We start from the raw sequence: 24,449 nt of genomic DNA, 5'->3' as shown, positions 1-24,449 counted from the left end.
ATTAAATCTATGAGTTCAAACCTGATGTGACTGTTAACGATATGCGTTTTCCAACTTATAAATTAAGATGTAAATTTTTTGTTTAAATAATGGTATAGCCACCATCAATCGTGATGCAAGCACCATTCATAAAACGTGCTTCATCGGATGCCAGAAAAATCGCTAGGTCTGCAACTTCTGATGCTTCGCCAAAACGATCTAATGGAATTTTATCTGTTGGCCGGGTTTCTAGCATTTTTGCAGTCATTGGCGTGCGAATGGTTCCTGGACAAATCGCATTAATTTTAATACCGTATTTTGCATACACAGCAGCCAAATGTTTGGTATAGCCAATCACCGCATGTTTAGATGCGGTATAAGACGCACCTCCCATTTGTGCGACCAATCCAGCAACAGATGCAATATTAATAATGGTGCCCGAACCTTGTTCAATCATTTTGGGTAAAACCAGATTGCTCAAACGAAAGACCGATTTGACATTAATATCAAACATGGCATCCCAAAGTTCATCTGATGTTTCTAAGCTGTTGGTATATTTATCAAAAACACCTGCATTATTGAGTAAAATATCAATTCGCCCAAATTTCTCAAGACTAAACTCAACCAGATGTTGTAGCTGATCTAGTTCAGTCACATTGACTTGACAGGCAAATGCTTCGCCACCCGCAGTGACAATCTGCGCTGCTACACGATTGGCCTGTTCTAGATTTAAATCTGCAATCACCAATTTAGCCCCTTGTTGTGCAAAGGCCAATGCTTCTGATTCTCCCATGCCTGAAGCGGCGCCAGTGATAATACAGACTTTATTTTTTAATCTACACATAATACGATTCCTCAATTCCAAACTCTGGTCGAAGTGATGTGGATAGCATTACTACTCCGATTCTGATGTATTCCTTCTCTTTAAATTACGTACTTAGTTTTGTTTACTCTAGATCATGGCTGTGATTTCAGACGATCTTCAGACATACTGAACGAACATCGGACAGGGAATGACAAGGAAAAATGAATGCGGGATCAAATTATTCAACATGAGCTTTCACAAGAAACCATCAAATATGATGACTATATTGCAGGCCTTGCCAAAGGTTTGAGTATTTTGGAGGCATTTGGGACAGATAGACAGCGATTGAATGTCACCCAAGTTGCAGAGCGTACCACCATTACTCGAACAGCTGCGCGTCGTTATTTAAAAACCTTAAAATTTTTGGGTTATTTAGAGAGTGACGAGTATTATTATTGGCTGACCCATAAGGTTCTAAAATTTTCAGGTGCTTTTTTAAGTACCGCTCATTTACCTAAAGTTGCTCAATCTGTTTTAAATCATTTGTCTGATAAAACTTCACTGGTGTTTTCAGTGGTAGTGCAGGACAGTTATGAGGTTGTCCCGATTGCACGAAGCATTCCGCAAAATGCCAATTTTCGGGTGAGTCCATTTGGGATTCATTTGGGGAATCGAATTCCAGCCCATGCTTCTTCAACTGGAAAGATTTTGCTGGCACACAAATCACTAGAAGAACAAAAAAATTGGATCAAACTTTATGGACTTAAGCGTCTTACGGCTTATACCTATACCGAGGAGGATGATTTTTTAGCTGCGTTACAGCATATTAAAGACAATGGTTATTGTATTTCAGCCGAGGAATATGAACTTGGTGTCACGGCAATTGCGATTCCAATTATTAATCAAAGGGGTCATATTGTGGCAGGACTCAATGCAGTTGCTCCGATCGCTAAAGTGAATGATCATTATTTGATCAACACGGTTTTACCTTTACTACAAGAAGCTGCCAAAGAAATTCGGGATATGATCTAACTGCGCGAGAGGTGATGAAGGCGTTCAGGATGAACGCTTTTTTTATGTCCTAGTTTTAACATATTGTTTTTAAATTGTATTTCATTAAATGATCGTTTTAATCTGCTTTTTTTATAATCAATGCACGATATAAGGTTGATTTGCGCGATGATCGCCTGAATTAGAACAAACTGATCTGGTCGGAATTAACTTTGCTCAGTAGTTTAATAAGAAGTAAAGACGTTTTGGTCTCACAGCAGTATTGTGAAGCCTTGATCGCTGAGGCGAATGAACGTAGGGAACGTCGCAAGGAGTGACAACAATGAATACAACATTACCCCAACAGCTTGAATGTGATTTAGTTGTGGTTGGCGCTGGTGCAGGTGGCTTATCGACAGCCATTACTGCCAAGAAAAAAGGCTTAAATGTGATTGTACTTGAAAAAGACCAAGTTTTTGGAGGGACAACAGCTTTTTCGGGTGGCGTACTCTGGATTCCGGGAAATCATCATGCCAAGCAAAAGGGTATACAAGACAGTCGTGAAGCAGCATTGACCTATTTAAAGCACTAAACAAAATCTTTTTTTAATGCAGATGCGGTCAATGCATTTTTAGATTATGGCCCTGAAATGCTTAAATTTTTTGAAAAAAATACTTCAGTTAAATTTATTCCAACTTTATATCCAGATTATCACCCTGATGCGCCGGGCGGTGTAGATATTGGACGTTCAGTTTTGGCTGCACCTTATGATATTCGTGGTTTGGGCGACAATATGCAACGCCTGCGTCCACCGCTTAAAACCATTACTTTTATTGGTATGATGTTTAATTCATCCAATGCTGATTTAAAACATTTCTTTAATGCGACGAAATCATTTACATCATTTATCTATGTGGCAAAACGTCTGGCAATTCACTTAAAAGAATTAGCTCGATATGGCCGAGGAACCAATGTAACCAGTGGTAATGCCTTAGCTGCACGATTGGCGAAGTCGGCGTTTGATCTGGATATTCCAATCTATACCAATGCATCGGTACAAGGCTTGGTCTTTGATGATGGAAAAGTGACGGGAGTTAAAGTCGGGCAACAGCAACAAAACTGTCAAATCAAAGCCAAACATGGTGTGGTATTGGCATGTGGCGGATTTTCCCATGATCTTGAACGATTAAAACAAGCTTATCCACATCTCAAACGCGGCGGGGAACATATTTCTCCTGTACCCAAAACCAATACAGGTGATGGCTGCCGTTTGGCTGAATCTGTTGGTGGAATTGTAGATCTTCAATATGCAGATACTTCTGCATGGATGCCAGTATCTAAAGTGCCTGATGCAGAAGGTTATGGCGTATTTCCACATTTGTTGGATCGTTATAAACCGGGCATTATTGGCGTGTTAAAAAACGGTAAACGCTTTACCAATGAATCAAATTCCTACCACGATGTCGGTGCAGATTTATTTCGTGCCTGTAAAAATTTTGATGAAACGGCCATGTGGCTTATTTGTGATCAAAAAACCATCAGCAAATATGGTTTAGGATATGCCAAACCTGCACCTATGCCATTGAGTTCATTAATCAAAAAAGGTTATTTGATTAAAGGCAATAGTTTGGAAGAATTGGCTCAACATGCGGGTATAGATGGCAAAACACTGGTTAAAACTGTGCAACATTACAATATAGGTGCAATAAAAGGCGAAGATCCTGAATTTCATCGTGGCTCAACTACATTTAACCGTTATCTCGCTGATCCAGAGCATAAACCAAACCCATGTGTTGCGCCGATTGAGCAAGGGCCATTTTATGCAGTTAAAGTATTTATGGGCGATTTGGGTACTTTTGATGGTATACGAACCGCAGTAACAGGTGAAGTTCTCGATCAAGCCAATCAAAAAATCACGGACTTATACGCCGTTGGAAATGATCGCGCCAGTATCATGGGTGGAAATTATCCGGGTGCAGGGATTACCTTGGGGCCGATCATGACCTTTGGATATATCACAGGCTCACATATTGCGGATTTGGCAAAAGGCGGTCAGGGCTTGTTATGTTCTCAGTCCCAACCTGTTGTAAATCAGCAGTCTACTGAGGAGATGCGTCATGTTTCATAAACCGATTGTGGATCATCGTATCTATAACATCACGCCGCGTTGCATGCCTAAATTTTTAGAGGTATTTGATCAATTGGCTATGCCTGTTTTAAAGAAGCATTTAGGCGAACCGTTTGGTTTTTATGTCAGTAGTGTAGGAATACTGAATCAAGTCGTACATTTATGGGGCTATGACAGTCTGGATGATTACGAAAAACGTAGTCATGCCCGAGATACAGATCCCGAATTTCAAATTTATTTAAAAGCATCAGAAGGATTGGTGGTGTCACAGGTCAATCAAATTGTTAAACCTGTACATCTCAGCTCTTTGCTTCAACCCTAACTCAGCAGTTTTTTTAAAAAAAACGCCCTTCAGGAACGGTATTTTGAGAAAAATACCGAAGGGTCACTTCGTGCTTTTCTCAGGAGAATCTAATGAGCACAAGTCAAATACACAGGAAGGATGTAAAAACAATACTCAACGAAAATAAAATGGGTGCGTTGCAGAAACTTATTTTATTCTTTTGTTTTGCGATTATTGCGTTAGATGGTCTGGATGTGGTGGTGATGGGATTAATCGCGCCACAAATTATTCAGGAGTGGGGCGTAAGCGCTCAGGAGCTTGCGCCTGTGCTTAGTGCTGCATTGGTTGGACTTGCAGTTGGAGCTTTAGTATCAGGCCCGCTTTCCGATAAATTTGGACGCAAGCCCGTCCTGATTTTAAGCGTATTGGCCTTTGGTATTTTTACTTTATTGACGGCATTTTCAAGCGACATTCACCATTTGATGATTTATCGTTTTCTCACTGGACTCGGTGCGGGTGCTGCTGCCCCTAATGCAGCAACACTTGCCTCTGAATATGCGCCAGATCATCGTCGGTCTTTTTCAGTAACGGTGGCGTATTGTGGTTTTTCATTGGGTGCGGCGGCAGGTGGCTTTTTAGCAGCATGGATGATTCCAGAATTTGGCTGGCGCAGTATGTTGATCTTAGGTGGCGTATTGCCGTTAGTTTTAGTGCCATTTTTATATTGGAAAATGCCAGAATCGATAACTTATGTGGTGAAGCATTCGACCTCTCAAGATCAAATCCAGAGGATTTTAAAGCGACTTTTTCCAGATAAATCTTATGCAGGACAGCAGATTTATTTAAATGAAGTCAAAACTGAAAAATCGGGTCTAAGCCTGATCCTATCAAGCAAATATCGCTATGGTACGATCATGCTCTGGATCAGTTATTTCATGGCTTTATTTTTGATTTATCTATGCAGTAGTTGGCTACCAACGCTGATTAAAGCCAATCATTTCAGTATTTCGCAAGCCGCTATTGTCACCTCATTCTTTCAAATGGGTGGGCCGATTGGCAGTATTACACTCGGTTGGTGTATGGATCGCTACCGTCCACGCTTAGTCTTGTTTATTGCGATGATGATTGGTGCATTAGCCACTTTTGGGCTTGGACACTTCAATCAGGATATGCTGTTGATGTGCATCTTTGCATGGATTTTAGGCTTTAGCTTTAATGGCGGTTCGGTTGGACTGAGTGCATTGGCAACAGGATATTATCCAACATCAGCAAGAGCAACAGGCGCAAGCTGGATGAATGGCATAGGTCGCTTTGGTGCAATTCTAAGTGCCTTTGCTGGTGCCGCGATGATTGGTTCGGGCATGCCATTTTCAACGATGTTTTCTTTATTGATGATTCCTGCGGTTTTATCTGGACTTGCAGTTTTGATGCAAGGTGCCAAAACCAAATCTATCAACCAAGTTGGCAACTCACGCTTCAGTCTGGATCAACAATAACACCAGTCGATTGCTGAGGTTCATCGTATTTGATCCTCAGCTATTTATTTAAAAAAACTTGCGATGGGCTTGATTCGTATAGGGATCAGCTCAGGGTAGATACATACCTAAAATTTAACAAATAGCAGGTATTGAGCCTGACTTTAAATTGAATGAAGTCTTGCTCAATGCAACCGATAACAAGCGTATGCTAAGGATCAGCATTCATGAAATTTTCAGTGACATCTTTGGTTGTTATGTTGACCGCAACGATCAGTTCACACACAGTTTTTGCCTTTCAACCCTTTGCTCAAGATCAAAAATGGCTTTTGGGTGACTGGAATGGGAAACGCAATGAATTGGCACAACAAGGTTATCAATTTAATCTCGCATTTCAGAATGAAAGTGCAACAAATCTAAAAGGGGGCTATGACGACTCACAGAAGCTTTTCAACGCCAATCAATGGACATTTGGAGCTTTACTGGATCTAGAGAAAATTGCGGATTGGGACAATACACAAGCCAATATCAGCATCACCAAACGAGATGGTCAGTCTTTATCCAATGATCGAATCAGTGACCCAAGAGCTGCACAATTTAGTAGCGCACAAGAAATTTATGGGCGTGGGCAATGGTGGCGCTTAAGCAGTGCATGGATTAAAAAAGGACTTATCGAAAATCAGCTACACATTAAATTTGGTCGAATGGGGTTTTCAGATGACTTTAATAGCTCACATTGTGAGTTTCAAAACTTGATGTTATGTGGTGGACAACTCGGCAAAACCGTAGGCGATATCTGGTTTAATTATCCAGTGAGTCAATGGGGGATCAATGCCAAATATCAATTTTTACCTACATGGTGGATTGGTGCGGGCATTTATGAAGTCAATCCTGAGAATTCATTGGAAAAACATGGTTTTAATCTGGATACGGATCATATCAAGGGCGCTTTGATTCCAGTAGAACTGGCATGGAAACCTAAATTGGAGGTGTTTCATGGATTAGCGGGTGAATATAAAATTGGTGGATTTGTTTCGACAGCAAAAACCAGAGATGTCAAAAAAGATGACCAAGATCAAATTCAGCTAAAAGCTGTAAATCGACAATGGCATGATAGCAGACACAGTATTTGGTTGAATGCACAGCAACAACTCATCGCACATGACAATGATGTCAAACGCGGTTTATTTGTTTCTGCAAATTTTACCTTTAATGATCCAGCCACGACGGTCGTTAAATCCAGCCAGCAACTTGCGTTTTGGTATAAAGGTGCTTTTGATCAACGACCAAATGACACCATTGGATTAGGTTTTGCTCATTTTGAGGTTAACCCACGTGTGCGTGAGCGACAAAATGCATCTAATCAGTTATTGGGACTCACTCAAGATGACTATGCCAATCCTTTGTACAGTCCAGTTCAGCATAACGAGTTAAATATCGAATTGAACTATCATTATCAATGGTCACCTGTGATTGCGCTACGTCCTAATCTTCAATATGTGTATCAACCTGGCGGGGTCAAACAAGTTGAAGATGCTTGGGTTGCGGGGCTAACCATGAAACTTAATTTTTAGATGTTAGAGATTGAAAACAGCAGGAGTAAGCCACATGGCTTTCTCCTGTTTTGATTAGGATTGTCCAAACAATATTTTGAGATTTTCTTGGAAAAGTTCGACCATAGGCAAGCATCCATCGGGACTTAAGATCCCGTTATGAATCATGCTCATCCACATGGGGCTTACGATGAGTAGTGCAAATTGTTGTGGTGAAATTTGCAGTGATAATTCCCCACGTGTTATGGCAAGCAAGGTGAGTATTTCAAGCTCACGCTGAATCGGTAGAAAAATTTTACTGACATAGGTTTGTCGAATATGAGGGAAATTATTACCTTCACGCAAAATTAAACGTGCCATATCCGCACGACCTGTTGACTCTAGTGTGAATACACTTGGTATAATTTTTTTGCAAATAAATGCATAAACCGATTCATCCTCAGTGATTTCCTTCGCTTGAATTGGGCGAAACGACTCATTAATTAATGCATCAATTACACCTTCAAAAAGTTGTTCTTTGGTCTCAAAATAAGAATAAATCGTACCTTTACCTAACTCAGCACCTTTGGCAATTTCTGAAATTTTAGCGCGGGCAAAACCAACATCGATGAAATGGTGCAAAGCCGAATCAATGATCTTTTTTCGTGTTTCTTGCGTTTTTTCAAGGCTCGGGCCCCGTGTCTTAGGTTTTTCCATGCCGAATAAAATTTGCAATTCCAGCTATTAGTCTAACATAAATTGACCTTGGGGTCATATTTGATTAAAATCGACCAAAAGGTCATTTTTGATTATGCCATGCAAACGCCAAAATCAGGTATTCAATACAGCATTATCAGTTTTGCGCTCTGTCTGGCTGCATTAAGCACCGCCTTGGCCAGTCCACTGTATGCGATTTATGAGCAGCAATGGGGCATTAGTACCTCACAAGTTGGCTATATTTTTATTGCTTATATGTTGGGTGTGGTTTTTTCATTATTGTTTCTAAATAAGTTGAACGCTATTTATCACTATAAGCATGTGATTTTGGTCAGTTTGGCAATCACCATTTTAGGGTTACTTTTATCTGCACTCGCAAGCTCGGTTTGGTGGCTCGGTTTTTCCAGATTCTTGATTGGGATTGCGTCTGGCCTAATTACTACAGCGGCAATGGTAGGCTTAAAAGATCAATATCCATTCGCCAATAAGGCACTCGCGGAAAAACTCACCTCGATGATTACAGTCTTAGGTTTTGGCTTGGGACCTTTATTGGGCGGGATATTTGCCGATCATACTGCGCGACCATTGGCAGATCCGTACTGGATCATCATTTTCTTCTCGACTTTGATCTTGATCAGTGTGTTTTGGGTCAAACCTAAGTTGAAATTGCAAAACAAGCCACATTGGACTGCATTATTCAAAATACAGCGCCTTGATTTACCTCAAACACCATCACGTAAAATATTTTGGGTATGCAGTGTTTCTGCGTTATGTAGTTTTGGCGCGTTTAGTCTATATGCAGCATTGGCTGGAACATTTATTCATGAATTACCTATCCAATCTTCAGCAACACTGACAGGTGTTTCGATTTCAATCATTTTGTTTGTATCAGTATTTAGCCAGCTTTTATGTAAATCTTTTAAAGAGTTACATGTGTTATATGCAGGTTTGGCTGCTTTATTACTGGGCACAATGAGTCTGATTATCGCGGAAGTGGAACATACAGTTGGGTTTTTATTCCTGAGTATTTTGTTAACTGGAATAGGGCATGGTTTTTCTTTGAGTGCTGCTTATTACTTTATTGGCAAAATGATGGATCACGAAAAAAATCCGCTGATTTTTTCCAGTTATTTGTTGATTGCCTATCAGGGCACCATTTGGCCAGTCATATTTTCGAGCTATTTAATTGAATCTGTGGGAGTGGTGATGACCTTGCTTGTGATTGCAATATTTTTGATGATCACAATTCTTTGGCTGATGTACCAACTTAAATTCAAAGTTGAACCGCTCTTGGCCTGTCAAAAATCAGGCTAAAGCTGATGCTATTTAAGCAATGAAATGCCGCAAAGAAAAATACAAGACTGGCAATCGAAAAATTAGTTTCGATTGCCAGAGGAAATTTAAAATTAAATATGGATTAAATTAATGATCGACGCAATTTTATCTGAAGTGGCATGTAATGCAGGAGCAAGCTCTTCAATACGTTTTGGACTTAAACGCACTGATGGCCCCGCGATACTGACTGTGCCAAAAGGTTGACCCGTTTGCGGATTAATAATGATTTTAGCCATCGCCGACATGCCTAGTTCATAGGTGTCACTAATCACACCATAACCACGCTGTTTCGATGCCTCAATCATTTGTTCAAGTTCGGTCAGGTTTTTAGGTGAATTTGGACCAAAGTTCTGGGCTTTTTCAAAACCTTCACGTTCTACCAAACGTTTGAAGTCATGTTGATCAAGCTCCGACAAATACGCTAAACCACAGGCAGATGCAGGCAAATAAGCGACATTACCTGAATCTGGATCGTATTTTAGTCCAGATTTCGCGCCTTGTGCTTTTCCGATCCAGATGATCTTTTCATCTTCGATGAGTCCAAGGCGTACCAATTCAGAAGAGGTTTCAGCCAGTTCATTTAAGTAGGGTTGGAAGGTTTCTGTAATTGAACGTGAAGACAAATAGCTCAGACCCATAGAGGCAATTTTTAGGGTCAGTTTGTAATGTTGAGTAATGTCATCCTGATAGATATATCCCATATCTTTCATGGCAGTCAAAATGCGATGCATGGCTGATTTGGGGATATCGAGGTCAACTGACATCTGACTTAAAGCACATCCATCGACTTGTTTTAATAGTGCTTCAAGAATGGCTAAAGAACGATCGGTATTACTAATCATAAAAATCCTGATATTTTTTGGAACAATGTTCCAAAAATTTAAAAAACAGATTATAGTTGCTGTAGATTCTATCTTAAATGCCGATGAGATAAATCATTTGGGAAGGCGGTTTCCCATTTTTTAATAGTTTGTTAAAGAATTGAGAACAAGATTGACCGTGCAATGGAAAAAGCACATTTGTCAATAAACACTAATGGAGAAAGTGTATGACTCAACAAATCGATTTAAGGGAGTTTATCGATGAAAATCGTGTTTCCCCAATGCAGAAATTAGTCATTTTTCTGTGTTTGATGATTGTCGTAGTAGATGGTATCGATATTTCAATCATGGGTTTTGTTGCACCCGTAATTAAGCAGGAGTGGGGCATTAGCACGACCGATCTTGCGCCTGTAATGAGTGCTGCATTGGTTGGTTTGGCATTGGGCGCGGTCGTTTCAGGGCCTTTAGCAGATAAATTTGGTCGTAAAAAATTATTAATCATTAACCTGTTGGGTTTTGGTTTATTTACTTTATTGGCTGCGCTTTCGAGCGGTGTAACCGAATTGATGATGTATCGTTTCATTGCAGGCTTGTTTATGGGCGGTGTGATGCCACAAGCAGTTACCTTAGTCACAGATTATTCACCAATGCGTTTGAATGGACGTATGGTGACGATTATTTTGAGTGGTTTTACCATTGGTGCAGCAATTGGTGGATTTCTTGCTGCGTGGATAATTCCACACTACAACTGGCATGCCATGATGATTATTGGTGGTGTATTACCAATTATCCTTGCTGTTGTTGCGATTTTTACTTTACCTGAATCGATTGGTTATAAGGTGTTAAAGCAACATCCTAAGCCAGAAATTGATGCCATCATTAATAAAATGGCACCTGATTTTGATACACGCAATAAAGTTTTTGTATTGCCAAAAGCCAAAACCAGTACCACTAATCCTGTCAAAACAGTCTTAAGTCCATTTTATGTATTGGGAAGCTTTCTGCTGTGGTGGAGCTACGCATCAGGTCTATTCGTGGTGTATTTGCTCGGAAGTTGGTTACCAATGATGAGCCATGAATTTGGATTTAGCATTAGTGAGGCTTCTTTGATTACGGCGATTTATCAGTTAGGTGGTCCAATTGGCTGTATTGCTTGTGGTTATTTGATGGACAAGATCAATCCACATATTGGTCTAGTGATTGGTTACGTTGTCGCAATCACTTTCATGGTGTTTGTTGGTGAAGTAGGACATAACTTTGTGATGTATAGCGTAATGTGCTTCTTTATTGGTATGTGGATGAACGGTGCCAATGCTGGTTTAAATAGTGTTTCAAGTGCTTTTTATCCAGTATTTGCACGTGCGACAGGTAATAGTTGGATGCATGGGATTGGGCGTTTGGGTGCGGTCGGTAGTGCATTTGCAGGGGCTTATTTTTTGAGTTTAGGCTGGCCTGCAAGCAAAATCTTTTTGATTTTATGCCTGCCTGCATTTGGCATTATTCTGGCACTTTTGATCATGAAGTTTTTCTATTCACCCAAAAAGTTACGTCAGCAAGAACTGAATAACGTTCAAGCCTAGAATTCAGATTTAACACTCACAGCAAAGCTCTCTAAATCTAAGATTTTTAAGGAGATTGAATAATGGATATTCAATTGAATGGTTCGACTCGTCTTTACTTTGTAGTAGGACATCCGATTGTACAAGTCAAATCGCCTGAAGGTGTGACTTTGGAACTGTTAAAAAAAGGACTCAATGCGATTGTGGCACCTGCCGATGTTGCACCTGCGCATTTTCCAGATTTTGTTCAGCAAAACCTGTATTTGAACAATACGGACGGTTTAATTGTAACTGTGCCGCATAAAATTTCGGCTTTGGCATGTTGCCAGAAGCTTAGCCCCCGTGCTCAGTTTATTGGTGCGGTCAATACCATTCGCCGTTGTGCAGAAGGTTGGGAAGGCGACATGCTTGATGGTAAAGGCATGGTGCAGGCGATCCGCAATAAACATATCGAACTGAAAAATAAACGTGCAATTTTGGCGGGTGCGGGTGGTGCTGGTAAGGCCATTGCTTATGAATTGCTTCTAGCGGAAGTCAGTGAATTGGCCATTTTTGATGTTGATCAAAAGCGTCAACAGCAATTGGTTGAACAGCTTCAGCAGCTTAATTTAGGTAAGGTTATAGCACATGATAATAACCCAACAGGTTATGACGTGGTGGTGAATGCAACACCGATGGGTATGAATGGTGATCCGTCAGCAGCTTTTCAACTCGATCAATTAAGCGCAGAGATGTCGATCGCAGACGTGGTCACAAGCCCTGAAAATACGCCTTTTGTACAGCATGCAACTGCCTTGGGCTGTGATGTAGTCAAAGGCACGGATATGTTTGTTCAGGTACGGGATCTGATGGTGGCGTATTTATTAAAGCAAGATCAGGAGCAGCAAGATGCAGCGTGAATATTCACTGTCATTTCTAACCGTTGCTGATGTCAGTCCTGTTGATGCGGTAAAAATTGCGGCTGAATGTGGTTATGCGGCAGTGGGCTTACGCTTGCTGCCCGCAGCACCCAATGAAGCGGATTATCCAATTTTAACAGATGCATCTTTAATCAAGGAAACTCAAGCCGCTCTAAAAGATACTGGCGTTAAGGTCGCGGATGTCGAAATTATACGAATTACGCCTGAATTTGAAGCTAAAAAATATTTGCAATTTTTAGAGGTTGCAGAGCAGTTAGGTGCCAAACATATTTTGATTGCAGGTAATGATCCTGAACAGGCACGTTTAACCCAAAACTTTGCGCAGTTTTGTGAGCTGAGTCAGCAGTATGGCTTGAGCTGTGATCTGGAATTTATGCCGTGGACAGACGTAAAAAACCTGACTCAGGCACAGCAGATTGTTGAGGCTTCAGGACAGGATAATGCTGCGATCTTGATTGATTCGCTGCATTTTGATCGTTCTGATTCAACACTTGAGCAAGTGAAGCGCTTGATCCAAAACGTATCAACTACGTGCAACTCTGTGATGGACTCGCGCATTATGATTCGAGTGATGCGGGACTGATCAAGATTGCACGTTCAAATCGGTTGGTTCCGGGGCAGGGTGAAATTGATTTGGTGAGTCTGATTCGTGCCTTGCCTGCCAATATGACCTTAGCGGCTGAAGTTCCAAACTTGATGTTAGCACAACGCCCCGCACTGGAACGTGCCCAAATTAATTTAAATGCAATGAAACAACTCGTTGCCGAAGCCGAGCAGAATGCTGTTGCGGGGTAAATGTCTATGAATGCAACCATCCAATATCCTTTCCAGACCACGACCATGCCAATTCGCCAATCTTATGATTGTGACGTTCTGGTGATTGGTTCAGGCGCAGGCGGTTTATCCAGTGCAGTCACCGCCGCACAGCAAGGCTTGAAAGTGATTGTGGCCGAAAAATCTGCTGTTTTTGGGGGTACGACCGCAGTATCTGGTGGCTGGTTATGGATTCCGAATACGCCACATGCACAGCGTGAAGGACAAGCTGAACCGATTGAAGCACCGAAACAGTATCTCAAGAATATTTTAGGTGAGCAGTATGATGAGCAAAAAATTCATACTTACTTAACCCAAGCACCTGAAATGGTCGATTTTTTTGAAACACATACTGAGGTGAAATTCAATATTGGCGCAACAGTTCCAGATTTTTTCGATGTCGCGGGTTCTCGGGTTGGATGGCGTTCGATTGTTGCAGCACCGTATGATGGTCGTGCTTTAGGCAATCAATTGCATTTATTACGTCCAGCTATTCCGGAAACCACATTATGGGGAATGGGGATTGCATCTGGCGCAGATATGAAGCATTTCATTAATACCTTTCGCGCGCTATCCTCCTTTATCTATGCGACCAAACGTGTATTACGTCATTTCGCCGATTTGCTGTTAAGAAAACGATCAACACAAATTGTCAATGGAAATGCCTTGGTCGCTCGTTTAATCAAATCGGCTTTGAATCAGCACGTTCAACTTTTAGCCAATCATGCCATGACTGAGTTATTTGAAGAAAATGGACACGTCACAGGCGCATTATTTAAAACTCCCGCAGGTTGGGTCAAGATCAATGCCAAACATGCTGTCATCTTGGCAACAGGTGGTTTTCCGCATGATGAAACACGCAAGCAGGCTTTATTTCAGCATGTCGCAGACGGCACACCGCATCATTCAGCTGCGCCTGAAACCAATACAGGCGATGGTTTAAAAGCAGCCGAAGCGATCGGTGCAGTAGTTGATCAGCATCTACCTTGGGCAGGTGCATGGGCACCAGTTTCACTGATGCCGCGTCTGGATGGTACTTTGGGCCGTTTTCCGCATCTGGTTGAACGTGGTAAACCAGGACTGATCGCTGTACTGAAAAATGGTCGCCGTTTTACCAATGAAGGGGATTCTTATCCTGCTTTTATTAAAGATTTATTTAAAAGTACAAACAAAGGTGGTCAAGCTCATTGCTGGTTGATTTGTGATCATCAGTTTATCCGCCGTTATGGTTTGGGGGCGGTCAAACCTTTTCCTATTTCCATGCAATCTTGGTTGGATAATGGTTATTTAAAGTCGGGCAAAACCTTACATGAGCTGGCGATGGCTTGTGGAATCGACGCATTACAGTTTCAAAAAACGGTTCAATCCTACAACCAACATGCAGCGCAAGGTCAGGATCCTGAGTTTCATCGCGGAAGCACGCCGTATCAAAAAGCGCAGGGAGATGCGGAACATCAACCGAATCCATGTATTGCGCCTATCGAGCATGGGCCATTTTATGCAGTGGAGGTTATGCCGGGAAGTCTGGGAACTTTTGCAGGCTTAATCACCAATGAACATGGCAATGTTTTAAATAAACAAACGGGTCAACCGATTCGCGGTTTATATGCGGCAGGAAATGATTTGAATAGCATAATGGGCGGCCAATATCCAAGCGGTGGCATTACGCTTGGGCCAGCCATGACCTTTGGCTATATCGCGGCAAAACAGATTGCACAACAGGCACGAGCAAGTAATGACTATTCTGCTGCTGCATGCTCTGAGCAGTGTTAAGGAGAATTCAATATGGATCAACAGGTCGATTTATTGGTGATGGGTGCAGGTGCAGCGGGAATGTCGGCTGCCTTGTTTGCCAAGTTGAATGGTTTAAATGTACTCCTTTGTGAAAAGGCCACGCAGGTAGGAGGAACTTCGGCGACTTCAGGCGGTACAATTTGGGCGCCGGGATCACATTTAAGTGTAAAAGCAGGTGTGCCTGATGATATTGAACAAGCACGTATTTTTCTGAAATCGGTGGTGGGTGATCGTGGTGGTGAAGAGCTGCGTGAAGCTTTCTTGGCTTCCAGTGCCGATATGATTCGTGAGCTGGACGAAAAAACCTCGGTTAAATTAAATGCGTGTCTGGCACATCCTGACTATGTCAAAAACCAGCCCGGTGAAGCTTTTGGTGGTCGTGCTTTAGCACCCGCAGAGTTTGATGGGCGTGTATTGGGTGCAGATTTTAAATATGTGCGCCCACCACGACCTGAATTTATGGGGCTGGGTGGCATGATGGTCAATCGTAATGAGTTAAATGCATTGCTGAATCCTGTGCAAAGCATTCAAAATTTAATGACCACGTTTAAAGTGGTGTTGCCTTATTTCTGGTCACGTTTGCGTTTTAATCGTGGTACACGTTTAGTTATGGGCAATGCACTGGTAGGAAGCCTGTTCCACAATTTAAAACAGCAACAGGTGCCTGTTTGGTTAAATTCAGCTTTACAAGAATTGATCGTTGAAAATGGCAAAGTCGTAGGGGCCAAAATTCAGACTGAACAAGGCACTCAAGTGGTTTATGCACGTCAAGGCGTAGTTTTAGCCACAGGGGGTGTGGGTTGGAATGCGCAACTTAGACAACAATTATTTCCTAAAGGTTTAATTGCCGATTCATTGTCACCGCTGTCCAATACTGGCGATGGATTGAGCAAAGCATTGCAAAAAGGCGCAAAACTTGATCCTTCTGTAGACAGTAGCGTGTTGTACTTTCCTTGTTCGATCCATACGCATGCCAATGGTTATAAAGCGATTTGGCCGCACATTATTCTTGATCGTGCCAAACCGGGCGTGATTGCGGTCAATGAAGATGGCAAGCGTTTTGTCAATGAATCTGACTCCTATCATGACTTTTGTATGGCGCAAATCAAAAGTAATCGTGGCAAAGCAAAAATTCAGTCTTATCTGATTTGTGACCATACTGCAATTCAAAAATATGGTTTGGGCTTTGTGCTACCCGGAGCCAAAAAGCTAGGTGATTACCTAAAAGCCAATTATTTATTTGCTGCAAATAGTCTGGACGCATTGGCGAAAAAAACAGGTATTGATCCACAAGGTTTGCTCACAACCGTTCAACATTTTAATCGAATGGTCGAGCAGGGTGTAGATAGCGACTTTGGCAAAGGTTCAGGAGTGATGAATCGTTTCAATGGAGATCCAGAAGTTCAACCGAACCCTTGTTTGGGTAAATTGGAACAAGGCCCATATTACGCGCTGCCAGTAATTCCTATGGACTGCGCCAGCAGTGGTGGTTTGGCAGGTGATGCCTATGGCCGCGTTTTAGACCAAAACAATCAAGTAATTTCAGGATTATTTGCCTGTGGCAACGATCTCTCTTCAATTTTTAAAGGCACTTATCCGGGGCCTGGCACCACACTTGGGCCGGGCATGGTATTCGCATGGCGGATTGCTCAATTCGCCGCGGGTAAATTAACCGAACAATCTCATCCGCTACATCAACAATCGACTCAAGCAACACCACAACGGAGATCCGCATGAAACTTTATCAATTGATTAATATCACCATCAAAATGGGTACAACTGCCGCGGTTGCGCAAGGGATTCAACATTTTTATCAGGATCAGGCCGCAAACGGTAAATTACTGGGCGTCTTTTTCTCTGATATTGGGCAACTGAATCAAGTCGTGGTGTTACGCAGTTATGCATCTCAACAAGAATTAGATACAGAAAATGCCCGTTTAGCCACTCAGGAAAATCTCTTTGGTGCGGCTGAAAATATTATTCAATATTCGGTGGAAAATTTTGCAGGTTTTGATTTCTTGCCAGAAGTTGAATTAGGCGAGTTTGGCCCTGTTTATGAAATTCGTACCTATGAACTCAAGCATGGTGGTGTACCCCATGTGCTTGAAGCATGGAAAAATGCGGTGCCAATACGTACTCAATATTCAAAATTGACCATTGCCATGTACGCACTGGATGGTACGCCTCGTATTGTCAGCATTTGGCCATATACTTCATTAAATGAACGCTCTGAAGTCCGTGCCAAAGCGGTGGCTGATGGAATTTGGCCGCCAAAAGGTGGCCCACAATGGCTCACCCATGAAATGCAATCTATGATCGCATTACCAACAGCAGTTTCACCATTGAAATAAAAATCAACATATTTGATTGCAGCAAAGAGCTAGTTTAGAACTGGCTTTTTCTGTCTTTATATCGAGTTTTAATCAAAAAAATTAGTAGTAAAATCAAATACCATTGAGGATATCATGCATCAATCACACGCATTTTCTAAAGAATTTTCAAAAATCATTTTTGGTGGTAATGTCTTTGGTTGGACTGTTGATCAGCAGCAATCGTTTAACTTGCTCGACTATGCCCTAGAGCATGGGATCTACACCATTGATACTGCCGATATCTACTCGACATGGGTACAAGGACATCAGGGTGGTGAATCTGAAACGGTGATTGGACACTGGTTACAACACAAACCTTCTCATCGCGATAAAATTATTTTGATCAGCAAAGTGGGTGCGCCACTTGCTGAAGATAAAAAAGGCTTGTCTAAAAAATATATCAAACAAGCGATTGAAGCTTCATTAAAACGCTTAAATACCGATTATCTCGATGTCTATTTAAGCCATTATCCTGACCAAGATACCCCAATAGAAGAAACCTTATCGGCCTATGCGGATCTTATCGCGGAAGGAAAAGTATTAAAAATTGGTGCATCCAATTATTCAGCTGAGCAGTTGCAACAGGCATTGCAAGTCAGTGCTGAACAGGGTTTACCCAAATATGAAATTTTTCAGCCGGGTTATAGTCTGGTCGAGCGTGAGCAATATGAAACTGAATATTTACCGATTTGTGAAGTAAATCAGTTAAAAGTCATCACTTATTTTAGTCTGGCTGCGGGTTTTTTATCAGGTAAATATCGAGATTTGGATCAGTTACAACATTCGGCGCGTAAACGTCAGTTAGAACGCTATTTTAATGAACGTGGTCTGAATATTTTAAATACTATGGATCAGTTAAAAGAAAAGTATCAGGCTGAATTATCTGAAATTGCTCTGGCTTGGACCATGGCACAACCGAGTATTACAGCTCCGATTGCATCAGCGACCTCCACGCTGCAACTGGATTCTTTTGTAAAAGCCATGAAACTGCAATTAGATTCTGCTGATATCGAGTTACTGAATCAGGTCAGTCAATATTAAAAAAAGACCTATTAAAAAAGCCCTTTCTGGGCTAAAGAAAGGGCAAAAATTAAACCAAGTTAAGATGGATAAGTTAAGCGGTCGATTTGAAAAGATTTGCCGCTTAACTGATTTGATTCAGGCTGATTGAGCGAATCCATCTAAAGATTCAAGATGAATCGTGCGCTGTTCTTTGGCCGCTTTTTCAATGCACTCCAAAAGCTGAATATTCTTAATCGCATCTTCTGGTGATGAGATCGGTTGCGCAGTCCCATCAATCACGTCAACAAAATGTGAAAGTTGTGAGATATACACATCTTCGTCTTTGTTGGGTTCTAGCTTATTTTTGATGAGAGGGGTGGCCCAACTTTTTGCTGTTTCGCTTGGATAATTCCAATATTCCAGATTCGGCACACTCAGCGCGCCCTGTGTTCCACTAATGAAATAGCAATTTTGATCAGGTGAAGTAGCAAAACTGTTTTTATTTTCTTCACTATTTTGATCCCATCCCCACGGTGAAACCGCAGCATCCGAGGCCATGAGTGAACCTAAAGATCCATTTTTAAAACGTACCAGAATCGAGATAGTATCTTCGACTTCAAGTTGTCGATTTCGATACGACATCATGGCTTGCACCGATTCAATCTCACCATTTAAATAACGCATCAGATCCAGATCATGCACCAGATTGATTGCGAGTAGGCCTGCACCGGTTTTACGATGCCACTCAATATCAAAATAGGAATCAGGTTTATAGACTGACCACAGGGCATTAAAAGTGTTGATCTGACCTAGGGTGCCTGTTTGAATCAATTCGTATGCCTGCTGAATAATTTTATTGTGGCGACGGTGATGCCCAACCAAAATTGGAACTTGATAATGCTGTTGTTGTTCAATTAAATATAACGCTTCTTCGGTATTTAATGCTAATGGTTTTTCAAGCAAACTTGGGACACCTGCCTGCATACACTGAATCGCAGTATTGACATGAAAACGATTTGGATTAGCAATGATCACACCATCTGGCTGAACTTCTTTTAATAAAGTATCGAGATTTTGAAAGTTGGGTAGTTGATATTCTTGTGCCAACGCTTCTGAAAATGGATCGCAGACTGCAACCAATTCTGTTTCAGGATGCTGTTGAATGGTTTGAGCATGTTTTTTACCCATGACACCTGCACCAATAATCGCGATCTTTTTCATTTATGCTGCTCCTTGCTGTGGTTGTAGAGATGCCCGTAATTGTTTTAAATAATCAATACTGTCTTGAATGGCCTGATGTTCAGTACCATTTTGCATATAATCTGGATGTAAATAATCAATTTCTAGCGCCAATAAACCCTGATAATTATGTTCGGCCAACCACTTCAGTGTTTTTTCTAAAGGGATAATACCTTGACCTGCGGGAACACTTGGCCAAAATCCAAAAGTTTTGGGATCACCTTGGTACGCTGTGACATCTTTGATATGTGTCGCCTTGGCATAGGGCAGCATTTTCTCAATCGCTTGCAACGGGTCTTCGAGCATGCGTAAATTATTGGCGGTATCTAGGCAGATCCCCAAATAAGGGGAGCCAATGCTTTGAATCAGATCAACGATTTCATCCGTATAAAAATCAACATGATTTTCCAATGCCAAGACCAAATCAAATTGTTCAGCATACAGGGCAGCTTGTTGTAACAATGGAACCAAAGCCTCTTTATGACTTTGCCAATCCGTTTGTGGACGAGTTTTACGTCCTCCTGCACAAATACGCATGACCTTGGCCCCAAGTGCTTTGGCAATCTGGATATGCCGATATAGGTCTTGTAGCAGTTCAGGTTTCTGACCTGAATATAACCCTGATGGATGTCCCCACGCCCAGACCAGTTCAAGCTGATGTTGTATAAGTATTTGTTTTAATTGTTGGATATCCTGCTGAGAAGGGCAATCCAACATAAAACTTTCAATAGAAATTCCTTCAATTCCAAACGTGGTACATAATTGTATGCATTCTAAGAGATTCATTTTCTGTGAAGGAGATTGCTCTAAATCTGGATAAATTTCACCGAAGTAACGATGAAAACAATAACTATCGATCGCAATTTTCATATCTATTTAAGCCAATTTCCATGTGGTCTTTTTAATGATGAAAGTATGTTCATCTTGTCATGTGTGATTGATACTAACAAAGATGTTGTAAAATTGGAACATTGTTCCATAAATTTAATTTTTAAAAATTTGTTGTTTGAATTTTTTAAAAAAAAGGAGCATTGATTAGTGATTTAACTTCTTTTTTTGATTAACGCTTTAAAATAAATTTATCTTTATCGTAAAAATTTAAATAAGATTAAGAACATAGATAAATTTTAATACAGGATGATAGAATTGTCTAAGTCATTATTTAATTTGCTAATTTTAATCAACTATTAATCAGTCTATAAATTACAATTGATACCTTTATATGTAATTACAGGCAAGATTAAATTATTGAAAATAAATAGGAATATTACACAGTGTTAAGCCTTTCAATCACGACCAAACTCGGTGGTTTCTATTTTTGCTACTATGCGATCGTGGGAACATTTATGCCGTATTGGAGTTTGTATCTGGAGGATCAAGGATTTAATTATCAAGAAATTGGTATTTTATCTTCAATTGCAATTATTACTCGCTTTTTTGCACCCTTTATCTGGGGATGGATTGCAGATAAATCTGGCAAAAGAATGCGATTAGTGCGCATTGCAACATGGATGGAGTCTTGTATTTGGTTCGCAATTTTTATGATTCCCAATACTTTTCAGTCAATAGCCTTATTAATGTTGATTTTCAGTTTTTTTCAGAATGCAATTTTAGCTCAGTTTGAAGGGGTGACTTTATTTTGGCTTGGGGAGCAACGCAGCAAACTATATGGCAAAATTCGTAAATGGGGTTCTGTTGGATTCATCGTCGGTGTGTTTAGTATTGGCGCATTATTAGAAATCATTCCAATTGCCATGCTGCCAGTTCTGTTATTGAGTGTTGCTTTTTTAGCATTTATTTGGTCATTTACGATTCAGGAGCCAGACTCAGCACCACGTTCTCAAACAACGCTTGAACCCTTACTTCCTATTTTAAAACGGCCACACATCCTTGCTTTTTTTGCTATTGAATTTATTTTATTATTTTCACATGCACCATTTTATAGTTTTTATAGTAATTATTTAAAAGAAGCGGATTTTACAACGACAGAAATAGGTTTCTTATGGGCGGTTGGTGTTATTGCTGAAATTATCATGTTTGCTTACGCCCATTTGTTTTTATCGCGTTATTCGTTAAAAAAATTGGTCAGTTTATGTCTGATAATGACGAGTATTCGTTGGATGGTCGCAGGACTATTTTCAAACAGCTTTATTGCTCAATTTGCTGCACAGACGATTCACGCGTTTAGTTTTGGATTATTTCATCTAATCGCCATGCGAATGATTTTCCAAAATTTTTCCGCAGGGCAACAAGGACGTGGTCAGGCTTTATATAGCACGATGTGGGGCTTGGGAGTTGCTTTTGGAAGTATCTTGGCAGGGCATTATTGGAAAATTTATGGCGGTTCTATTATTTTTATAAGCGCATCTGGAATAGTCCTACTCGGATTATTATGGGTTAAATGGTTGCCCAGTCAGTTTGAACAACCTATTTCGATGCGTAACTAAACCACAATATCTTGATATTTTTTTGACCAAGGCTGCGCTTGTTCTAATTGTCCTGCAAGTTGGAAAAGAAGATCTTCACGAGCAAAAGGGGCAATAAACTGCGAACCTAGTGGAAGATGGTCTTTGTTCCAATATAGGGGAACTGACATCGCGGGTAATCCTGTAATATTAGCCAACTGGGTAAAGGGAACCCACTTCAGGTTTTCACGGATGATCTGTTCGACCAGTTTGCCTTTTGCCAAATAGTGTGCCTGACCTATTTTAAGTAACGCTTTGATCACAGGTTGTTGCCATTTGGGGGTGGCGAGCTCACCATTTTTAGGTGCAACTGAAGCGGTAGCAGGAGTTAAATATAAATCATATTGATCAAAGAATTGGTTCATCTGGGTGACATAAATACCCCAGTTATTTAGATTATGAATATACTCATGTGCTGTAGTTTTTGCACCAAAGGCAGCAAGAGCAAGTGAATCAAGCTCAAATTCATCATCGGTCGCACCTGACATTTGTTTGATTTGATGCAACATATATGAAAATTGACTGAACCATGTGGTGATGAAATCTTTAGCGAGTGACATGCCATCAATTTTAGGGGTATCTTCAACCACAATATGCCCCAATGATTCCAAGAGTTCGGCAGTATGTTTGACCGCTGCCACAGCATCTTTAGATATTTTTGTACCAATGGGTGATTGTGTATTAAATGCAATTTTTAACTGTTGAGGAGGACGTATTAAGTTCTCTAAGAAAGGACGTTCTGGTTTCTCAATTTTAAACAATGAACTGTTTTCAAAGCCATGTGTCGCATCGAGCATGGCTGCACTGTCGCGTACAGATTTAGTCAGTACATGCTGAATTACAGCACCATGCATGCCTTCACTCATTTGTGGTCCCCATGGGGTACGCCCGCGACTTGGTTTTAAACCAAATAGTCCACAATAAGATGCCGGAATACGAATAGAGCCTCCACCATCGCCAGCACCTGCGATCGGCACGATTCCTGCTGCCACTGCGGATGCAGAACCTCCAGAAGAACCGCCACTGTTATGCTTTAGATGCCATGGATTTGAACAACTTCCCCAAGCGTCGGGTTCAGTAATTCCCTTAATTCCGAACTCAGGTGTATTGGTACGACCAAAAGTTATGATTCCTGCTTTTTCCCAGCGATTTACAATTTCAGCATTAGTCTCGGGGGTATACTGACGACTTTTTAAAGCATTACAACCGTATGAGGTAGGAATACCTGCATATTCCTGAAATAAATCTTTCACTAAAAATGGAACACCAGCAAATGCACCAGTCAGTTGCTGTTTGGCTCTGTTTTTTGCATATTCATGCATTGGAATAATAATAGCATTCAGTTTTGGATTGACCTGATCTGAGCGTTGTAGCGCGAGTTCAAGTAATTCTATTGGTTGAACTTCTTTTTTTTCGATCAGTTGTGCAAGTCCCAATCCATCATAATGAATATATTCGTTGAGTTTCATATGTCCCTTTTGTGTATCTTGTATTTTATTGAATTAGGTTTTAAATCAATTACGTAACTTATTCAAGTATGGTGATGGTTTCCGATTTGAGTTGCTTGATCTACATATAAAAATATTGTTTTTATATCGTTATGATCGAATGTAATTTTCAAAAAGTATGATAAGTTAAGTCCATGCGTTTAGTTATCAATAAATCTATGAAAAATATTTATATTGTTGGATTATTAAGTCTTTGCTGTTCATTTGCTATGGCAGATGAAGCAGAGCAAAAACAAGTGGAAACAGAAGCTCAGGCGATGGATTTAAATGCCAACACCATTCAAATCGAAACTCGTCCAGAAATTATGGGTTTATGGGGAATGGAAATTCCGACCAATAAAAAATGTGTGGAATATTATAATTTCCGTAATGCCAATGAAGTTGTAGTCAAGAGTGGCAAAGAGTGGTCATACGGTGTGTATGATTATCAGCCATCTCAGGACATGAAAGAGAAACTTCCTGCGCTCATTATGCAGATCAAATATGACAATAACGAAGTCGATTGTTCAGGTCAGCAAGAAGACCAATCAGGCGAAGTTTCACAATATTTCGTTCAGTGGAAATCACCAAACACGATTAATTTTTGTGCAGGCGAAAATGGGCAGCAATGCTTTGCAACCCTAAGACGTGTTTTGCCTTAATTTATTGAAATAATAATTGTACTGGTGTTGATTTAAAAAAACCTCTTATCGAAATAAGAGGTTTTTTTTAA

The 24,449-nt window shown here is 40.7% G+C and carries 21 protein-coding genes and 1 pseudogene; 16 read left to right on the top strand and 6 right to left on the bottom strand.

Features of this window, described 5'->3' with window-relative positions:
- Positions 1-82: 82 nt before the first annotated feature.
- Complete coding sequence (locus F944_RS07770; RefSeq protein WP_004989058.1) at positions 83-823, bottom strand: SDR family NAD(P)-dependent oxidoreductase; 741 nt, start codon at positions 821-823, stop codon at positions 83-85.
- 186 nt (positions 824-1,009) lie between these two features.
- Here F944_RS07770 and F944_RS07765 point away from each other — a divergent pair, with 186 nt between their 5' ends.
- The 5 genes and pseudogenes from F944_RS07765 (at position 1,010) to F944_RS07740 (ending at position 7,234) form a co-directional block, all read left to right on the top strand.
- Positions 1,010-1,816, top strand: coding sequence for an IclR family transcriptional regulator domain-containing protein (locus F944_RS07765; protein WP_004989056.1), 807 nt, complete (start codon positions 1,010-1,012; stop codon positions 1,814-1,816).
- Between the two features lie 301 nt (positions 1,817-2,117).
- Positions 2,118-3,902, top strand: a pseudogene (locus F944_RS07755) (FAD-dependent oxidoreductase).
- Positions 3,892-4,224, top strand: a complete 333-nt coding sequence (locus F944_RS07750; protein WP_004989052.1) for an NIPSNAP family protein — start codon at positions 3,892-3,894, stop codon at positions 4,222-4,224. Before F944_RS07755 ends, F944_RS07750 begins: the two are co-directional and overlap by 11 nt.
- A 92-nt stretch (positions 4,225-4,316) precedes the next feature.
- On the top strand, positions 4,317-5,681 hold the full coding sequence (locus tag F944_RS07745; RefSeq protein WP_004989051.1) for an MFS transporter: 1,365 nt from the start codon (positions 4,317-4,319) through the stop codon (positions 5,679-5,681).
- 206 nt (positions 5,682-5,887) lie between these two features.
- Positions 5,888-7,234, top strand: a complete 1,347-nt coding sequence (locus F944_RS07740) for a carbohydrate porin (RefSeq protein WP_004989049.1) — start codon at positions 5,888-5,890, stop codon at positions 7,232-7,234.
- A gap of 54 nt (positions 7,235-7,288) precedes the next feature.
- Here the strand turns inward: F944_RS07740 and F944_RS07735 are convergent, their stop codons facing one another.
- Positions 7,289-7,909, bottom strand: coding sequence for a TetR/AcrR family transcriptional regulator (locus F944_RS07735; protein WP_004989047.1), 621 nt, complete (start codon positions 7,907-7,909; stop codon positions 7,289-7,291).
- Positions 7,910-8,008: 99 nt separating this feature from the next.
- On the opposite strand from F944_RS07735, the gene F944_RS07730 reads away from it, so the two are divergent.
- On the top strand, positions 8,009-9,223 hold the full coding sequence (locus F944_RS07730; RefSeq protein ID WP_004989044.1) for an MFS transporter: 1,215 nt from the start codon (positions 8,009-8,011) through the stop codon (positions 9,221-9,223).
- 92 nt (positions 9,224-9,315) lie between these two features.
- Here the strand turns inward: F944_RS07730 and F944_RS07725 are convergent, their stop codons facing one another.
- On the bottom strand, positions 9,316-10,086 hold the full coding sequence (locus F944_RS07725; RefSeq protein ID WP_004989041.1) for an IclR family transcriptional regulator: 771 nt from the start codon (positions 10,084-10,086) through the stop codon (positions 9,316-9,318).
- A gap of 206 nt (positions 10,087-10,292) precedes the next feature.
- Here F944_RS07725 and F944_RS07720 point away from each other — a divergent pair, with 206 nt between their 5' ends.
- From F944_RS07720 to F944_RS07685, 8 genes are all read left to right on the top strand, one after another.
- Entirely contained in the window at positions 10,293-11,645 is a 1,353-nt protein-coding gene (locus F944_RS07720) for an MFS transporter (RefSeq protein ID WP_004989038.1), read from the top strand.
- A 62-nt stretch (positions 11,646-11,707) separates the two neighbouring features.
- Positions 11,708-12,523, top strand: a complete 816-nt coding sequence (locus F944_RS07715) for a shikimate dehydrogenase family protein (protein ID WP_004989035.1) — start codon at positions 11,708-11,710, stop codon at positions 12,521-12,523.
- Positions 12,513-13,127, top strand: coding sequence for a sugar phosphate isomerase/epimerase family protein (locus F944_RS07710; protein WP_004989033.1), 615 nt, complete (start codon positions 12,513-12,515; stop codon positions 13,125-13,127). Before F944_RS07715 ends, F944_RS07710 begins: the two co-directional genes overlap by 11 nt.
- Positions 13,076-13,339, top strand: a complete 264-nt coding sequence (locus tag F944_RS17275; RefSeq protein WP_004989031.1) for a hypothetical protein — start codon at positions 13,076-13,078, stop codon at positions 13,337-13,339. The genes F944_RS07710 and F944_RS17275 overlap by 52 nt, the downstream gene beginning before the upstream one ends.
- A gap of 6 nt (positions 13,340-13,345) precedes the next feature.
- Positions 13,346-15,130, top strand: a complete 1,785-nt coding sequence (locus F944_RS07700) for an FAD-dependent oxidoreductase (protein WP_010588940.1) — start codon at positions 13,346-13,348, stop codon at positions 15,128-15,130.
- A 12-nt stretch (positions 15,131-15,142) separates the two neighbouring features.
- On the top strand, positions 15,143-16,888 hold the full coding sequence (locus F944_RS07695) for an FAD-dependent oxidoreductase (protein ID WP_004989026.1): 1,746 nt from the start codon (positions 15,143-15,145) through the stop codon (positions 16,886-16,888).
- A complete protein-coding gene (locus tag F944_RS07690) occupies positions 16,885-17,502 on the top strand; it encodes an NIPSNAP family protein (RefSeq protein ID WP_004989024.1) in 618 nt (205 codons plus the stop codon). Before F944_RS07695 ends, F944_RS07690 begins: the two co-directional genes overlap by 4 nt.
- Positions 17,503-17,616: 114 nt before the next feature.
- Complete coding sequence (locus F944_RS07685) at positions 17,617-18,564, top strand: aldo/keto reductase (protein WP_004989023.1); 948 nt, start codon at positions 17,617-17,619, stop codon at positions 18,562-18,564.
- 117 nt (positions 18,565-18,681) lie between these two features.
- Here F944_RS07685 and F944_RS07680 read toward each other — a convergent pair whose 3' ends face one another.
- Both F944_RS07680 and F944_RS07675 read right to left on the bottom strand, forming a co-directional pair.
- The gene (locus F944_RS07680) at positions 18,682-19,746 is read right to left on the bottom strand and encodes a Gfo/Idh/MocA family protein (protein ID WP_004989021.1); all 1,065 of its coding nucleotides are present in this window, start codon (positions 19,744-19,746) and stop codon (positions 18,682-18,684) included.
- The gene (locus F944_RS07675; protein ID WP_004989017.1) at positions 19,747-20,634 is read right to left on the bottom strand and encodes a sugar phosphate isomerase/epimerase family protein; all 888 of its coding nucleotides are present in this window, start codon (positions 20,632-20,634) and stop codon (positions 19,747-19,749) included.
- A 404-nt stretch (positions 20,635-21,038) separates the two neighbouring features.
- Here F944_RS07675 and F944_RS07670 point away from each other — a divergent pair, with 404 nt between their 5' ends.
- Entirely contained in the window at positions 21,039-22,211 is a 1,173-nt protein-coding gene (locus F944_RS07670; protein ID WP_004989014.1) for an MFS transporter, read from the top strand.
- Here F944_RS07670 and F944_RS07665 read toward each other — a convergent pair.
- Positions 22,208-23,698 carry an amidase gene (locus F944_RS07665; RefSeq protein WP_004989012.1) on the bottom strand — a complete coding sequence of 497 codons (1,491 nt, stop codon included), beginning with the start codon at positions 23,696-23,698 and terminating at the stop codon, positions 22,208-22,210. The two genes, F944_RS07670 and F944_RS07665, sit on opposite strands and share 4 nt — an antisense overlap.
- Before the next feature lie 248 nt (positions 23,699-23,946).
- Between F944_RS07665 and F944_RS07660 the strand changes: the two genes are divergently transcribed.
- Entirely contained in the window at positions 23,947-24,378 is a 432-nt protein-coding gene (locus F944_RS07660; protein ID WP_370684984.1) for a hypothetical protein, read from the top strand.
- Positions 24,379-24,449 lie beyond the last annotated feature (71 nt).

It is taken from the genome of Acinetobacter ursingii DSM 16037 = CIP 107286 (assembly GCF_000368825.1).
In the GTDB taxonomy this organism is placed as follows: Bacteria; Pseudomonadota; Gammaproteobacteria; order Pseudomonadales; family Moraxellaceae; genus Acinetobacter; species Acinetobacter ursingii.
The sequence above is the reverse complement of the archived record's forward strand: the minus strand, read 5'-3'. Positions and strand labels throughout refer to the sequence as shown.

What these genes read in the sequence shown, in the direction of transcription:
- F944_RS07665 (WP_004989012.1), bottom strand. Translation starts at nt 23,698, where the DNA reads ATGAAACTCAACGAATATATTCATTATGATGGATTGGGACTTGCACAA.
- F944_RS07710 (WP_004989033.1), top strand. Translation starts at nt 12,513, where the DNA reads ATGCAGCGTGAATATTCACTGTCATTTCTAACCGTTGCTGATGTCAGT.
- F944_RS07680 (WP_004989021.1), bottom strand. Translation starts at nt 19,746, where the DNA reads ATGAAAAAGATCGCGATTATTGGTGCAGGTGTCATGGGTAAAAAACAT.
- F944_RS07735 (WP_004989047.1), bottom strand. Translation starts at nt 7,909, where the DNA reads ATGGAAAAACCTAAGACACGGGGCCCGAGCCTTGAAAAAACGCAAGAA.
- F944_RS07700 (WP_010588940.1), top strand. Translation starts at nt 13,346, where the DNA reads ATGAATGCAACCATCCAATATCCTTTCCAGACCACGACCATGCCAATT.
- F944_RS07740 (WP_004989049.1), top strand. Translation starts at nt 5,888, where the DNA reads ATGAAATTTTCAGTGACATCTTTGGTTGTTATGTTGACCGCAACGATC.
- F944_RS07770 (WP_004989058.1), bottom strand. Translation starts at nt 823, where the DNA reads ATGTGTAGATTAAAAAATAAAGTCTGTATTATCACTGGCGCCGCTTCA.
- F944_RS07690 (WP_004989024.1), top strand. Translation starts at nt 16,885, where the DNA reads ATGAAACTTTATCAATTGATTAATATCACCATCAAAATGGGTACAACT.
- F944_RS07720 (WP_004989038.1), top strand. Translation starts at nt 10,293, where the DNA reads ATGACTCAACAAATCGATTTAAGGGAGTTTATCGATGAAAATCGTGTT.
- F944_RS07750 (WP_004989052.1), top strand. Translation starts at nt 3,892, where the DNA reads ATGTTTCATAAACCGATTGTGGATCATCGTATCTATAACATCACGCCG.
- F944_RS07765 (WP_004989056.1), top strand. Translation starts at nt 1,010, where the DNA reads ATGCGGGATCAAATTATTCAACATGAGCTTTCACAAGAAACCATCAAA.
- F944_RS07685 (WP_004989023.1), top strand. Translation starts at nt 17,617, where the DNA reads ATGCATCAATCACACGCATTTTCTAAAGAATTTTCAAAAATCATTTTT.
- F944_RS07730 (WP_004989044.1), top strand. Translation starts at nt 8,009, where the DNA reads ATGCAAACGCCAAAATCAGGTATTCAATACAGCATTATCAGTTTTGCG.
- F944_RS07660 (WP_370684984.1), top strand. Translation starts at nt 23,947, where the DNA reads ATGGCAGATGAAGCAGAGCAAAAACAAGTGGAAACAGAAGCTCAGGCG.
- F944_RS07745 (WP_004989051.1), top strand. Translation starts at nt 4,317, where the DNA reads ATGAGCACAAGTCAAATACACAGGAAGGATGTAAAAACAATACTCAAC.
- F944_RS07715 (WP_004989035.1), top strand. Translation starts at nt 11,708, where the DNA reads ATGGATATTCAATTGAATGGTTCGACTCGTCTTTACTTTGTAGTAGGA.
- F944_RS07675 (WP_004989017.1), bottom strand. Translation starts at nt 20,634, where the DNA reads ATGAAAATTGCGATCGATAGTTATTGTTTTCATCGTTACTTCGGTGAA.
- F944_RS07695 (WP_004989026.1), top strand. Translation starts at nt 15,143, where the DNA reads ATGGATCAACAGGTCGATTTATTGGTGATGGGTGCAGGTGCAGCGGGA.
- F944_RS07725 (WP_004989041.1), bottom strand. Translation starts at nt 10,086, where the DNA reads ATGATTAGTAATACCGATCGTTCTTTAGCCATTCTTGAAGCACTATTA.